Annotated in this window: 9 protein-coding genes; 3 read left to right on the forward strand and 6 right to left on the reverse strand. The window is 53.2% G+C overall.

Annotated elements, in window-relative coordinates; all coding sequences use genetic code 11:
- Positions 1-31: 31 nt before the first annotated feature.
- A complete protein-coding gene (locus CRO74_RS04930) occupies positions 32-1018 on the reverse strand; it encodes an aldo/keto reductase (RefSeq protein WP_097124882.1) in 987 nt (328 codons plus the stop codon).
- 234 nt (positions 1019-1252) lie between these two features.
- On the opposite strand from CRO74_RS04930, the gene CRO74_RS04935 reads away from it, so the two are divergent.
- From CRO74_RS04935 to CRO74_RS04945, 3 genes are all read left to right on the forward strand, one after another.
- Positions 1253-2155, forward strand: a complete 903-nt coding sequence (locus CRO74_RS04935) for a helix-turn-helix domain-containing protein (RefSeq protein ID WP_097124883.1) — start codon at positions 1253-1255, stop codon at positions 2153-2155.
- Between the two features lie 101 nt (positions 2156-2256).
- A complete protein-coding gene (locus CRO74_RS04940; RefSeq protein WP_245877763.1) occupies positions 2257-2607 on the forward strand; it encodes a putative quinol monooxygenase in 351 nt (116 codons plus the stop codon).
- 131 nt (positions 2608-2738) lie between these two features.
- Positions 2739-4772: a M13 family metallopeptidase gene (locus CRO74_RS04945; protein WP_097124885.1), complete on the forward strand. Its 2034-nt coding sequence runs from the start codon at positions 2739-2741 to the stop codon at positions 4770-4772.
- Positions 4773-4890: 118 nt separating this feature from the next.
- Here the strand turns inward: CRO74_RS04945 and CRO74_RS04950 are convergent, their stop codons facing one another.
- The 5 genes from CRO74_RS04950 to CRO74_RS04970 form a co-directional block, all read right to left on the reverse strand.
- On the reverse strand, positions 4891-7173 hold the full coding sequence (locus tag CRO74_RS04950; protein WP_097124886.1) for a xanthine dehydrogenase family protein molybdopterin-binding subunit: 2283 nt from the start codon (positions 7171-7173) through the stop codon (positions 4891-4893).
- 92 nt (positions 7174-7265) lie between these two features.
- Positions 7266-7721 carry a (2Fe-2S)-binding protein gene (locus CRO74_RS04955; RefSeq protein ID WP_097124887.1) on the reverse strand — a complete coding sequence of 152 codons (456 nt, stop codon included), beginning with the start codon at positions 7719-7721 and terminating at the stop codon, positions 7266-7268.
- Positions 7722-8049: 328 nt separating this feature from the next.
- Positions 8050-8928 carry an FHA domain-containing protein gene (locus tag CRO74_RS04960; RefSeq protein ID WP_097124888.1) on the reverse strand — a complete coding sequence of 293 codons (879 nt, stop codon included), beginning with the start codon at positions 8926-8928 and terminating at the stop codon, positions 8050-8052.
- A gap of 207 nt (positions 8929-9135) precedes the next feature.
- Positions 9136-13107 carry an FtsW/RodA/SpoVE family cell cycle protein gene (locus CRO74_RS04965; protein ID WP_097124889.1) on the reverse strand — a complete coding sequence of 1324 codons (3972 nt, stop codon included), beginning with the start codon at positions 13105-13107 and terminating at the stop codon, positions 9136-9138.
- Positions 13108-13138: 31 nt separating this feature from the next.
- Positions 13139-14434, reverse strand: coding sequence for a serine/threonine-protein kinase (locus CRO74_RS04970; RefSeq protein ID WP_097124890.1), 1296 nt, complete (start codon positions 14432-14434; stop codon positions 13139-13141).
- Between the last annotated feature and the right edge of the window lie 2 nt (positions 14435-14436).

Here is a 14436-nt window from a genome sequence, read left to right on the forward strand (position 1 = left end):
TCTGTAGTCTTCGCTTAACAATTGCGTGCTCCTACCGGTCAATCATCTTCTGCGCCTGCTCGGAATACCGCCCGCCCTGCACGTCAATGGTGGACAAAGCCGCTGCGATGGATGCGAGATCGTCGGCACTCAGTGTAACGGTAACAGCCCCAAGGTTTTCCTCCAGCCGGTGTACTTTTGTGGTACCCGGAATAGGCACAATCCACGGCTTTTGGGCTAACAGCCATGCCAGCGCAATCTGAGCGGGTGTGGCCCCACGCTCGCTGGCGATGCTACCAAGCAATTCGACCAATGTTACGTTCGCTTTTCGGTTTTCTTCCGAAAAACGGGGAACGGTGTTGCGGAAATCGGTTTTGTCGAAGGCCGTTGTCTCGTCGATTTTACCCGTCAGAAATCCTTTTCCCAGTGGGCTGAAGGGCACAAAGCCAATACCCAGCTCTTCCAGTGTCGGGAGGATTTCCGCTTCCGGTTCGCGCCACCAGAGGGAATATTCACTTTGCAGAGCTGCCACAGGTTGCACCGCATGAGCCCGGCGAATGGTGTTGACGCCCGCTTCCGACAAACCGAAGTGCTTTACTTTCCCTTCCTGAATCAGGTCGCGTACCGTCCCGGCCACGTCTTCAATCGGTACGTTGGGGTCAACGCGATGCTGATAAAACAAGTCGATAGCGTCGATACTTAGTCGTTTTAGTGATGCTTCGGCAACGGCCCTTATGTTCTCGGGGCGGCTATTTAGACCTGCCTGTTTCCCATCCTGAAAATTGAATCCGAATTTAGTAGCAATGACTACCTTGCCTTTGAACGGTTCGAGGGCTTCACCAACCACTTCTTCATTGGTATAGGGGCCATACACTTCGGCCGTATCGAAGAAGGTAACACCCTGCTCAACGGCGGCCCGAATCAGTTTAATAGCCTCTCCCTTTTCGGTGGCCGGACCATAGCCAAAGCTAAGGCCCATACAGCCCAGTCCAAGGGATGATACTTCCAGGCCATTGGTTCCTAACGTTCTTTTTTGCATACCAGGCAAATGATTAGTTATTGACTTCATTTCAACAAGGGGGGTTAGAGAACAGTCGTTATCAAACTTGATCTGTCGTCTGCGCCTTTTTCCTTGTACAAAGGTCTTTACTTCTTTCTGGCCGGGTTGTATATAAATTACGGGTTATACTACCAATATTACTGGTTCAGGCAGAGAGAGTCCGCAAAAACCAACTAAAGCGCTAATTTTGAACTTGTTAAAATAACCCACGCTATGAACCTTCTGCGACGATTTGAGACTGTAAATGAGTACAATATATTCAACAATACAGAAACACGTCATCCCCTAGTGAGTGTAATCGATATGTCGAAGGCCAACCCAAGGCAGATTTCGACCATGCATTATGGGTTATATGCCATCTTATTAAAAGATGTGAAATGCGGTGATCTTCGCTACGGTCGGCATACCTACGATTATCAGGAAGGCACGTTGGTATTCATTGCCCCCGGGCAGGTAATCAGCGTTGAAAATGCCGGAGAGGTCTATCAGCCCAAAGGCTATGCCGTTGTTTTTCACCCCGATCTGATTCACGGTACTGCGCTGGGACGGCATATTCAGGATTACTCCTTCTTCGGTTATCAATCCAACGAAGCCCTGCATCTATCAGAGCGGGAGAGAAAAATCGTACTGGACTGTTTTTCGAAAATCGATTATGAATTGGAGCATGCCGTCGACAAGCACAGTAAGCGATTGATTGTCTCCAACATCGAACTGTTGCTGAATTATTGTGTCCGTTTTTACGATCGGCAATTTATCACCCGTGATACGGTGCATCAGGGCGTTCTGGAACGATTCGAGGTATTACTGAACCAGTACTTTCAAACCGATAAACCACAAATGATTGGGTTGCCATCCGTAGCCTATTGTGCTGGAGAGTTGAACTTGTCGGCCAATTATTTTGGTGATTTGGTAAAAAAAGAGTCTGGTAAAACAGCGCAGGAGTATATTCAGTCGAAGGTGATGGATGTAGCTAAAGCACGACTTTTTGAACCCGGGAAATCAGTGAGTCAAATCGCCTACGAATTGGGCTTCAAGTATCCTCAACACTTTAATCGACTGTTCAAGCAACGGGTCGGTCAATCACCCAATGAGTATCGAACGGTGCATAGTAATTGAGTACGATCATGGCAAACAGACACAGCTTGTTGACTCCTGAAAAAAGGTCAGGCATACTTTATCTCAGCCGTTCAGGACGGCTGCTGGTTCTTGGTCTACTCATGGCACTATCAACGGAACAGGCGTTCAGCCAACCCAAACCTCAACTGGTGCGAATGGCCCAAATCGTTGTCGATCCGGCTCAACTGGAAGCCTATAACGCGGCCCTAAAAGAAGAAATTGACGCGTCGATACGCCTTGAGCCCGGCGTATTGACCTTATATGCCATGTCGGAAAAAGATAACCCTACGCATATCACCATTCTGGAAATCTACGCGGATTCGGCGGCCTACAAGGCGCATATTCAGACACCCCATTTCCTCAAATACAAAACCGGCACCAAAGACATGGTTACGTCGTTGAAACTGGTAGAAACGGTTCCGCTTATACCCGGCATGAAGATTAAGGAGTAATTCATGAATGCAAGGAATCCAGTTCTGAAAGCATTTATGAGGCAGCGTTTCGTGGGATTATAGAAACTCTGGTTATTTTTGATTTTCCCCTGAATGTACTACTGTACCTTCGCCCGTTCTCCCGATAAATCATGAAACGATTCCTCTATTTTCCTGCCGCCCTGTTGCTGGCAGTCGCCTGTCAGCGAGCGTCTATTCCAACGACAACTTCTCCAACAACAAAACGCGTGGTCATAACGGGCGTAGACCCGTCTAAAAAGCCCGGCGATGACTTTTTTAAATACGCCAACGGCATCTGGACCGATACGGCCCAGATACCGGAAAGTCAGGCCGGTGTGGGGGCGTATTCGTTTATGAACTATCCGCAGCGCATCCGGTTGCAGGGTATTCTGGACAGCGTTTCGTCCAAGAAATTTCCGGCCGGAAGCATCGAACAGAAAGTCGGCGATTTTTATGCGTCGGGCATGGACGTAGCCGCTATTAATAGACGTGGGTACGAACCTATTAAACCCCTGCTCGCCCGCATTGATGCCGTAACGGACGTTTCTTCGTTGTTAACGTTGGTTGCGGAAGAAGAAAAGTCCGGTGATCAGTCTTTCATTGGTTTCGATGTGGGGCCAGATAACAAGCAGAGTTCAATCAATATTGCCCAGTTTGAACAAACCGGCATTGGCCTTCCCGAACGGGATTACTACTTCAAGACCGATTCCTCAACCAGCTCGATTCAGAAAGCGTACCGAAACTACCTCACCCGCCTGTTTGAACTAACGGGAACGGATGCGAACACGGCCCGGAAAAATGCCGCCGTCACTTACGACATTGAGAAACAACTGGCCAGCGCGCACCGAACCAATATTGAACGCCGGGATGTAAAGGCCAACTACAACAAACTGGCGGTTGCCGATCTTGCTCAAAAACAGCCTGTCCTGAACTGGCCGACATTGTTGTCCAGCTTAGGCGTACAGGCCGATTCCGTCAACGTCGCACAGCCGGGGTACTACGACAAGCTGAACACGATGTTAACGACCGTTTCCATCGAAGACTGGAAAGTGTATCTAAAAGCCCATGCCCTGACCAACTTTGCCACGTACCTGAGCCAGCCGTTTGTCGATGCGTCGTTTGCGTATTCCAAAATTCTGACTGGGCAGGCAGTTAAGAAAACCCGCGCCGAAGACATGACGCAGGCGGTCGATAGGTCGCTTGGCGAGGCATTGGCCCAGTTGTACGTAAAAAAATACTTCCCCGAGGAAGCCAAGAAACGGATGGCGGTGCTGGTCGATAACCTCAAAAAAGCCTTTGAAGCACGGATCACCAAACTGGATTGGATGAGCGATTCGACCAAAAGCCGGGCCAAAGAAAAACTGTACGCCTTTACCGAGAAAATAGGCTATCCGGATAAATGGCGCGATTATTCGCAGGTAGACGTAAAACGAGACGCTTATTTTGAAAACCGTTTATCGGCGAACAAAAATGAGTACCTCTACAGTATAGCGAAAGTAGGCAAGCCGGTCGACCGGACAGAATGGCATACTACTCCGCCCACGGTAACGGCCTATAACAATCCCCCGCTCAATGAGATCGTTTTCCCGGCGGGCATCCTGCAACCCCCTTATTTCGACGTGAATGCCGATGATGCACTGAACTACGGTGGCATCGGGATGGTGATTGGCCACGAAATAACCCACTCGTTCGATGATCAGGGCGCACAATTTGACAAAGTCGGCAACGTGACCAACTGGTGGACCAAATCGGACTATGCCAAGTTCAAGGTGAGAACCCAGCAGGTGATTGATCAATACAACAAGTTTACCGTGCTGGATTCGGTACACGTAAAAGGTGCGTTAACCGTAGGCGAAAACACGGCAGATATTGCCGGGGTGGCCATTGCCTACGATGCCTTCAAGCTGACCGAGCAGGGAAAAAGCACAGCCAAACTCGATGGTTTCACACCCGATCAACGGTTCTTTATCTCGATTGCCCGAATCTGGCGCGTCAAAACCAGAGATGCGTACATGGGCATGTATGTGAACACAAACCCGCATTCCCCCGCCAAGTGGCGGGTAAACGGGCCGCTGATGAACTTCACACCTTTCTACAACGCCTTCGATGTAAAGCCGGGCGACAAAATGTACAAACCCGAAAAGGACCGGATAGTCGTCTGGTAAGGGGTTGACGTTTAAGACCCAGTCTTCATTCAATACTAAATACCCTAAAGGGGGCTTTGTTCATACGTGAGCAAAGCCCCCTTTAGGGTATTTAGAGGTTTTTAGATAGACATAAACCTTAAATTCGCTTGTCAAGCTCAGGCTTAAACGGCTGGTTATACTGCCGTTTGCCCGTGGTTTTGTACAGCGCATTAGCCACGGCACCAAACACCGGAGGGAAAGGCGGTTCACCTAATCCGGTTGGGTCAATGTCGTTTTCCACGAAGTGAACGTCAATAAGTTTGGGTGCTTCGTTATGGCGAATGAGCCGATACTTATCAAAGTTAGTCTGTTCGGGTGCTCCGTTTTTATGGGTTAGTGCCCCGTAGAATGCATTACCGATTCCATCGACCACCGCACCCTGCACCATGTTTTTGGCCGAATCGGGGTTGACCACGATACCACAGTCGATGGCACTGAATACCCGCTCCACATAGGGTTGGCCGTCGCGGGTCACCATATCGACCACGTGGGCCGCGTAAGAGTTGTGACAGAAATAAGCCGCCACGCCCCGATGGTACTTTTCCTGGCCGGGCGTCGCTTCGCCGGGCATCGCTTCATCGGGTTTGTTCCAGTTCGATTTATCCCGTACCAGCGTGAGCACACCGGCATATCGGTCGGCGTCATACTCGTTGTTTTTGCCCACCGGATTCTCCTTGGCCCGTTTCAACAGTTCCAGCCGGAACTCGATGGGGTCTTTGCCCATCGCTTCGGCCACTTCATCCAGAAAAGATTGCTCGGCAGCTGCGTTGAAGTTCGAACGCGGTGCCCGGAACGCACCAATGGTGATGTTGGAGGGAATCTCCCAGCCTTCGGCCAGGTAGTTATCCACCGCTCCGGCCGGAAAACGATTGGCGTGAATTGCATGCTCCGGTATGCCGCCCCCTTTCACATGGAAGCCGATCAGGTTTTTGTTTGCATCCAAAGCGGCCCGATACGTAGCCGTGTACATGGGGCGATAGATGCCATAGGTCATGTCATCTTCGCGGGTGTAGATGAGTTTGATCGGCGCTTTGGCTCTTCTTGAGATCAGCGCTGCTTCGGTCATGTAATGGGCGTATGCCCGACGGCCAAAGCCGCCCCCCATGCGTGTCATCTGAATCTCGATCTTGTCGGCGGGAAGATTGAGGATTTTTGACAGGGTGGGTTCTACCCAACCCGGTGCCTGTAGGGGGCCAACAAATACCGCCTTCTCGTCGGTCACATGGGCGAAGAAGTTCATCGGCTCCATGCAGTTGTGCGCCAGAAACGGGGCATTGTAGGTGCGTTCAATAATCTGAGCCGCATTCCTGAACGCCGTTTCGGGGTCGCCGTCTTTTCGTAATTGCTGCGCCGGTTTCTTGGCGTATTCCGCCATTTTCTCAAGTTGGGCAGTCGTGCTTTCCAATTCGCCCGGAACGATAACCTCACGTTTGCCGCCCCGGCCCATCATGGTGTCTTTGATATCGCCGGTCGGCTCCCACTGGGCCACCAGTTTTTTGCGGGCGTTTATGACCTCCCAGGTCGATTTGCCCACGACAACCAGCAGGTCGTTGAAGGTCCGGGTATCGAAACCGCCCTGCTCAAAACCGTCCTGGTACAACTTCAGGCTGAATACATCCTTGATGCCCGGCATTTTCAGGGTTTGCGATGCATCGAACGATTTGAGTTTCATGCCGAAAGCCGGTGGATGCTGAATCATAGCGATGAGCATACCATCTGCCCGATAGTCCAGTCCAAATAATGGCTTACCGGTAATTACCTTGAGGCCCTCGACGTTTTTCTTCGAGTTTCGAACGATGGTAAAATCCTTCGGGGCTTTTAGTTTCATGCCTTTCGGCACCGGAACGGTAGCGGCTTTATTAGCCATTTCGCCATACTTTGCCGATTTGCCGCTCGCATGCGATAGTACACCTGCTTTGGTCGTCACCTCGCTAACCGGCACATTCCAGGTTTGGGCGGCTGCTTCGCACAGCATCTGGCGGGCGGCTGCTCCGGCTTCGCGGAGGGGCTTCCAGTACATCCGCACCGAATTACTCCCCCCCGTAAACTGGGGGCCCAGTTTGGCATTATCGTGCGGCCCCATCTCGACGACCACGTTTTTCCAGTCGGCGTCCAGTTCTTCGGCCAACATCATGGGCAATGACGTCATTACATTCTGGCCAAATTCTGGATTGGGGCACAGAAGTCGAATCACGTTGTCGGGGGTAATCTGAATATAGCCGTTCAACTCGACCCATTGATCGGGCAGGTTCAGAGCCTGCATTTTATCGGCCGCTTTTGCGTTCGATAACCAGCTAACGCTGAGCATCATACCGCCACCCGCGAGCATCGAAGCTTTTAAAAAGGAACGCCTGTTATAAGTCGTTTTAGTCACTTTCATGTCAGTAAGGGATAATGGAAGATGTACAATGAAAAATGCATAATGGCTGATAATCAGTAGTTAACTGTCCATTATTCATTATTCACTATCCATTATTTGGTTGAGGCTGATTTGATGGCTTCTTTGATGCGCAGGTACGTACCACAGCGGCAGATGTTACCACTCATGGCGGCATCGATGTCGGCGTCGGTTGGCGTCGGATTGCTTTTCAGCAGGGAAGCCGCGCTCATAATCTGACCCGCCTGGCAGTAGCCGCACTGGGCCACATCATGTTCCAGCCAGGCTTTCTGAACCGGGTGATCGCCTTTGGCCGATAGTCCTTCGATGGTGGTGATGGTTTCTTTGCCGATAGCTGATACGGGTAGTTGACAGGAGCGAACCGCCGTATCGCCGAGGTGAACGGTACAGGCGCCACACTGCGCCATGCCACAACCGTATTTAGTGCCGGGTAAGTCCAGATGGTCTCGGAGTACCCAAAGGATAGGCGTGGATGGATCAACGTCCACCGGCCTGATTTTCCCGTTAATTTTTAAGTTATACTTTGCCAAGGTGAAAACTGGTTAAGGATATGTACAAAACGTTTACGTAGACGACTAACGGCCACTAAGTTCTTGTGGGAATGGCTAGCGGGAAGCCGCTGAAATCAGCCCATGCCGGGAGCCGGTCACCAGCGTTTAAACTGGAAGGAGAATGTACAAATATCTGATTAATAGCCGAAATGAATGGTATACAGATTACAGATGTTCCTACCACTTTTACTGATTTTACAGGGCTTAGGACATCCGGAACCGCTCAGCTAAGCAGCCGCTGAGACAATGGGGCAGTACCCGGTAGATTTACGTTACCAGTCCGAGAAGTCTATACTATAGATTACCCTCAAACAACCTCGAAGAGAAGCGTTACTTCGCCACCCAGCTCAATCTGGTCGCCATGTTGCAACGGGTAACCCATGCCGGGAATGTCGGCGCGGTCCAGGCTGCCATCCGGGTGGAAAATCTTGGTTTTGTTACCACTGGCCGGTAACCCGCCGGGGTCGGCCAGGAGCGAATATTGTCGCCGGGCGGCATCGTAGCGGATAGTTGCGTGTGCCCGGCTGACGGCTCCATTGCCCGCGCCCCGTTCGGCATCGAAGCCGGGGTCATCGTCGTTCAACACAACAATATCATTGGTCCGAACGCGCCCCGAAGCCGCTTGGGTCGAATGGCCCCGGCCAATGCAGTAGCTGGTCTTTTGAACAGGATTGAGTTCATACGCATCCTGCTCCGTCTGCCCTTTCACCGCCACAAGACGAGCCAGCAGGGGCGAGGTGTCTGGTCTCGATTTATCAGGAATAATCAGCCCCAGATTACCATCCCGGTACGTACAGGGCGGGAGTGCGTCCGAATAAAACGCATACGAAAATCGCCAGTCGGCTGGCAGTTGAATGTAATTATCGGCCAGTTGCCGGGCAAGCTCGTTCCGGAACTTACCCGGCTGACTGGCCCACAGGGCAACGTTATACACGTCTTCCTCCTCTGCCGTTGTGCGAAGAATACATAAATTAAGGCTGTTTGGGGCTGTTTCCGGTTCGTTTTGGTACGGACGTAGTTTGTCGATGACGAACCGAAGCAGACGGTCGCGCTGTTGCCCGGCGGGGGGCAGCCCCTTCGAAACGGGTTTCGGCGTTTCTACAGTCTGCTCCGATGCGGACTCCGGTTTAACGGGTTGGGCGGGTGTAAACCCGAATAAGTTTTTGACGCTATCCAGAAGGCTCATGATCGTTCAGTGTATTGGCGTATCAGCCCATTTCTATAAAGTACTGAGACTAAAAAACTTGAAATACCCGTATTTGTCATGCTGACGCAGGAAGCATCTTCGGTAAGTGTATAAAAAGACTCACCCGAAGATGCTTCCTGCGTCAGCATGACAAAAATTGCATAAGGTATTTGCAACGAATTACTTCAGGGAAACCAAAATAAGCGGTTAAAAACTCCCTAAATATCCCTGCTGTTTCAGGATTGGGGCCACAACGCTATTAGCAAGCTGAACGGCCTCCGCCGACGATTCGCCCAGTTCGATGCGAACACTAACGACCGTATGCGAGCGGCCATCGGGCGTGGGCGCAAAGAAAACGTACCAGCCGTCATTCCGCCGAACACCCTGCACGATGCGTTCGGGCGTACCGGTCTTACCCGCTACCCGCGCTACGCTGATTTTAGCCCGGCCTTCCGATGGATTCGACTGGTCGATCATGAACGATTCCAGTTGTTTGGCATAGTTGGCCTGTTTGGCTATTGGCTGTCCGGTTGGTACGGGCTGGGGTTTTCCGGCCAGGTTCAGCACGTACCGCGAAGGCTGGAGTATTCCCTGATTGGCAATGGCCCCCGCCATTCGGGCCAGAGCCGCCGGGGTGGACGTTAGCTGGCCCTGTCCCCAGGCTAAGCCCGAAAATTCGCTGCGGTACCGTCGGGGATATTGGGTACTGTTGTACAGGTTCCGGCGGATAACGAACGACGAATCGCGCCAGTGCCCGCGTATTGCGCTGCGTTCGGGATCGGTACGGGTGTCGGAGAAGGAGTAGCCCCCTACAAAGTCGATGTTCATACCCGTAGCCAGGTACAGATCGGCCAGTTGGTTATCCAGCTTGTGGTCATTGGCGGTGCGGATGAAATACACGTTACTCGACCGGACAATGGCCTTTCGCATGTCGACTGTCTCGTTGCAGGGCTCAGACTCCCGCGTGCCCCGCCGAATAATCTCCTCGCACGAGATCCGGTAACTAACGTCCGAAGCCGACGAACCCAGTTTGTTGAAAGCCGCCATCGCCGTGAGTATTTTAGCCGTCGAACCTGGTGCCGTGGGGTACGTCATGCCCAGGTCCCGCTCGGTTACGAGATACGGTAATTTTTGCCGGTCCCGGTCCGGGAGCAGCATGGCGTCGGGGGTTTGCAGATTGGGGAGCGGATGCGTGGCCGACGTGAGCACATCGCCCGAAGCGGCATCCAGCACCACCACCGAAACCCGCTTGTTCCGGAAACTGGATTTAGCCAGCGCGTTCTGAATGGCTACCTGTAACTCCGCATTTACGCTGAGGTGAATATCGCGGTTTTTGGCCTTCCGCTCGGCTACTTCGCGGCTATCGAGTCCGGCGCGTAAGGCCGGAGCGAGTTCACTATAATCATAAACTGATAAGGTTCGGGTTTGCTGCACCGACGGACTGAATCGGTCGGCCCGGAAATCGGTGGTGACCAGATCTGTTTTGCGGGGGCGGCTGTTGAAGCCCCGTAACTCGCTGAGGTGGGTAGCTTCGGCATAATATCCGTTGCTTTGGCCCCAGAAGAGTTGCGTGTTGAGATCGCCCACCCAGAAAAACAACTGATTGCCAAACGGGTAATAGCGCTGGAGTCGTTTCTTTGTCAGGCTCGCAACGGCATCTTCTTTCAGGCCGCTTTCCCGCAGTTTTTCGAGTTGCTGCGTCACAACTTCCGGTGCGCTTGCTGCCAGAACGAGCCCGTTGCGGTCGTAAATGGTACCGGCGGCAATGGCTCGCGTGAGCCGTTCGATGCGGGGATTGTAGCTATATACCGGGTCGCCGTTGCGCGTAATGACGCGGGCGGGCCGAACAATGTACTCGCGCCCCCGCCAACTGATGATCGGCAGTAAATGCCCGATCAATACCACAACGCCCGCCAGAAATCCGACGATACCGGCCATCAGGACAACATCGTAATGTTTTTCGAGGTATTCGCGCTGTTCGGCCTGCCCCGGCCGGTGGGCCACGCTGAACACCGCCCCCATAGCCGTAAGGTTAATGATGAGGGAGATTTTGCCGTAGCTCAGAAACGGCACGCTGATGCCCGTGAGCGGCAATAAGCCAATAGACCCACCGGCAATGATTAAAAACTGTGTTCCGGTGGCGATAGCGATACCGGCAATCAGAAAAAAACTAAACGGTTGTCCCGCCCGACGCGCGTGCAGGAACATCCGGTGAAGCAGCACACCAAACAGCAGAAAGACACACACGACGCCCAAACCGCCCAGTTCTTCGCCCAGACTTGGCAGAATCATATCGGTATGAGCGGCCGGAATGGAGTTGGCAAACGCCTTGCCCAAACCCTGCCCCGACCAGCCTCCCGATGCCAGTGCCCAGTAGCCATGTGCCAGATGGTCGCCCCCGTACACATCGTTGTTCCAGGGGTTAAGCCACATAGCTTTTCGGTCGGCAAGGCGGTCGCCAACGGACGGCAACTGGTCGCCGAAGGCAAACATGGCCATCACCAGCAGTAACAGAATGGGGGCTTCGGCGAGGAGAGCCGCCCAGCCCAGCCCCGTTTTCGAACGGGCGTCGCCTTTGACGAATAAGTACGCAACAACAGCCCCCAGACTAAGGACGGTGGCGAGCCAGCCCGGAAGAAACCACAACGCTACGCCATAACCCACGCCCGTTGCCAGGGTGAGCGGGAGATTTCCCCGGGCAATGCTGTAGAAAAGCAGGAACGTAAAACAGACCACCAGCGCCGGACCCATATCGCCCAGCAGCAGGTATAGCAGCATCAGCAGTCCAGCACCGGCAAGGGCGCCGAAGCTGATGGCAAACCGCCAGCGTAAGTCGGGAAGTTGCCGGAGTTGCTGTTCGTTGGCGGCAAAGAAGCCTGCAAAAAAGAGTAGGAGCAGGTATTTAGTTATTTCGCTGGGCTGGAAGGTAAGACCCAGAAAAGACAAATTGACGCGTACCCCGCTGCCTTCCGGTCCCGAACCAAGGAGCAATGTGAAAGCAGCTAAGCCAGCAGCCAGCACCAGCCACGTCCAGCCCGAAAGCCTGACAGCGTTATGGTTTCGGTACGAAAAGAGCCAGTCGTACTGCCAGCTAGCGTAAAAACGCCCGATGTTCAGCTGCGATACTACGGTCATTCCCAGCAGGCCCAGCGCAATGCCCTGTACGGTTTGCCCGGCGTAAAGCATGTCCTGTAATGGGTCCTGAATGGCGAGTAAGGTCAGGACGGACAGGCCGGTCAAGAGCATAAGAATGGGCAGCAACAGCGGGTCGGGCCGGAACCGGCGAATTGTCCAGAATAACTGTACGGCCCAGAACGCCAGCAGAAAACCACCCACAATCATCCAGAACTGCCGGATAAAGGTGTCCGGGTTACGAACGGTAAGGGCATGGTCGGTCTTTAGCTGGCTGTAAACCGTGGACCCAATCAGCCGAAGCTGGTGCGGACGCGCAGTAAAACGTACAGTCTGATTGCCTGTGAGGTGCGACGTGCCTTTGCGGCTACCGAACTCAAAGCCGGGCTTTAGCGGAACAACGCTGTAACCTGACCCCGTTTTCAGACCCGTAAAGGTGAATTTCCCGTCGGTATCGGTACGGGCATAGATGTAGCGGTCGGCTAAAGTGTCCGGCTGGGCGGTGGCGGGGTGGCGTTTGAGTTGAACCAGCACGCCCGGCATGGGGTCGTCGTCATTCGTAACTTTCCCGCTGAAGGCTGCCGAACCGCTCCCGGTGTTTACGCTGGACGGGTATACTTTCGGGCTTGTTAGCTCCCGGTTGTACAATACCGAGTCGAAGCCCATTTGCTGCCGGGATAACCGAAGACGGCTCTGGAAGTCGGCACCACCAATGCGGCTACGCCATTTTACCGGGGCTACTATCGAAAATTGCCGCTTGTTTATAGCCCCCAGATTGTCGAGCGTGCCGTTCTGCGCCAGTTTGGCGGGGAGTGAATCGGCAACTAGGGTAACGTCTTTGGGATCGGTGTAGTAATTGCCACTCGTCAGGAGTCGTTCAATAGCCGCCGATTTCAGCTCTGTTGTCAGGTTGAGTGCCTGCCCGCTGGCATAAGCCTGTTTTGCCTGATTGAGTGCCGGTCGGAAATTGGTATACAGCCGATAAAACAGCAGCAACAGCATGACCGATGCAACAGGTAAATACAAACGTTCGGTGAGTAATTTCATGCAGTGTTGGTTAGTAGACAGGACAGGAAAACTACCGGATCGAGTCCTGTACAGCCGTTGAATCGGGCGCAGCCGTTGAGCCACTGTTCGGCGTTGCGGCCGGTGGTACTGGCGTGATTTCTACCGAATCGGTCGTGGTTTCTTCGTCTGATTCCGGTTCTGTTGTCGTTGCCGTGTCTCTACGCGGTACAAACTCTTCGGTTGTCAGCGAATCCCGGTTAAGGGCGGTCGAATCAATTAATGTCGGGGCAGGCGTTTCTTTGTCGAGTCCTTTGTAATAGATCGCAAAGCCGATAATCAACCCGGCGACAACGACGGCCAGCGCAATCAGCCAGGTATTTGACTGAGCAACAGGAGCGGGATCATACTCGGGAGTTGACTGATAGGTTTCGACCGGCTGGACTGCTGGTACGGGTGCCGCCATTGTCTGCGCTCGTGGTGTCGGTACAGGTGTCTGCCGAATACCGGATCGATTAGCCTGCAGCAGTTCAACGTTGGCCTGGCCCAGCAGTAATGCCAGTTCAGTAATTTCGTTCAGGCGCTGGGCCGGGTCTTTTACGAGCGTCCAGTCGATGAGCGTGACCAGACTGGGTGGTAGATACTGTCCGGACACTGGCTCTATGGGTGGTGGTGGCGTGCGTAGTACCTGCCCCATAAAGGTGGCAATTCCGGCGCTGTCGGCCATTGAAAACGGCACCTTACCCATCAAACATTCGTAAAAAACGACGCCCAGTGAGTAGTAGTCAGTGGCAGCATCGACCCCTCTGGGGTTGTCGAACTGCTCGGGCGAGGCATACTCGTAGGTCATCAGCGACTGCCCCGTCATGGTCCGGGTTTGTTCCCGTAATCGGGCCACGCCAAAATCGGTCAGCAGAAAATGGAGTTCACCACTGGGCAGAGGCCGGTAAAGGATGTTTTCGGGTTTTATGTCCCGGTGGATGATTCCCTGCGGATGAATGGCGTGGAACGCTTCGGTCATTTGCAATCCCAGCCGAATTGTGGTGGCCACACTCAACTGACCCTGTTCCTGAATGAGCGTTCGCAAATTGCCGCCCTCAACCCATTCCATCACGATAAACGGAAGGGGCATATCCAGTTGCACTTCCCGAACCCGCACCACGTTGGGGTGGCGGATGCTGGTCATGATTTCGGATTCGACCCGAAATCGGCGAAGGGTTTCAGGGTCGGTATTGAGGGTAAAATGCTTGATGGCTACTAAATCGCCCGAATCCAGATGCCGCGCTTTCAGCACGCGGGCATTGGATCGACCGAGTTCGCCTATGATTTCGTAACCCGGAAAATGGGTGTTGACGCTTACAGTTGGCATTG

The sequence above is a fragment of the Spirosoma fluviale genome (assembly GCF_900230225.1).
Lineage (GTDB): Bacteria > Bacteroidota > Bacteroidia > Cytophagales > Spirosomataceae > Spirosoma > Spirosoma fluviale.

Coding starts and splice junctions, on each gene's coding strand:
- CRO74_RS04930 (WP_097124882.1), bottom strand. CDS start 1,018: ATGCAAAAAAGAACGTTAGGAACCAATGGCCTGGAAGTATCATCCCTT.
- CRO74_RS04935 (WP_097124883.1), top strand. CDS start 1,253: ATGAACCTTCTGCGACGATTTGAGACTGTAAATGAGTACAATATATTC.
- CRO74_RS04940 (WP_245877763.1), top strand. CDS start 2,257: ATGGCACTATCAACGGAACAGGCGTTCAGCCAACCCAAACCTCAACTG.
- CRO74_RS04945 (WP_097124885.1), top strand. CDS start 2,739: ATGAAACGATTCCTCTATTTTCCTGCCGCCCTGTTGCTGGCAGTCGCC.
- CRO74_RS04950 (WP_097124886.1), bottom strand. CDS start 7,173: ATGAAAGTGACTAAAACGACTTATAACAGGCGTTCCTTTTTAAAAGCT.
- CRO74_RS04960 (WP_097124888.1), bottom strand. CDS start 8,928: ATGAGCCTTCTGGATAGCGTCAAAAACTTATTCGGGTTTACACCCGCC.
- CRO74_RS04965 (WP_097124889.1), bottom strand. CDS start 13,107: ATGAAATTACTCACCGAACGTTTGTATTTACCTGTTGCATCGGTCATG.
- CRO74_RS04970 (WP_097124890.1), bottom strand. CDS start 14,434: ATGCCAACTGTAAGCGTCAACACCCATTTTCCGGGTTACGAAATCATA.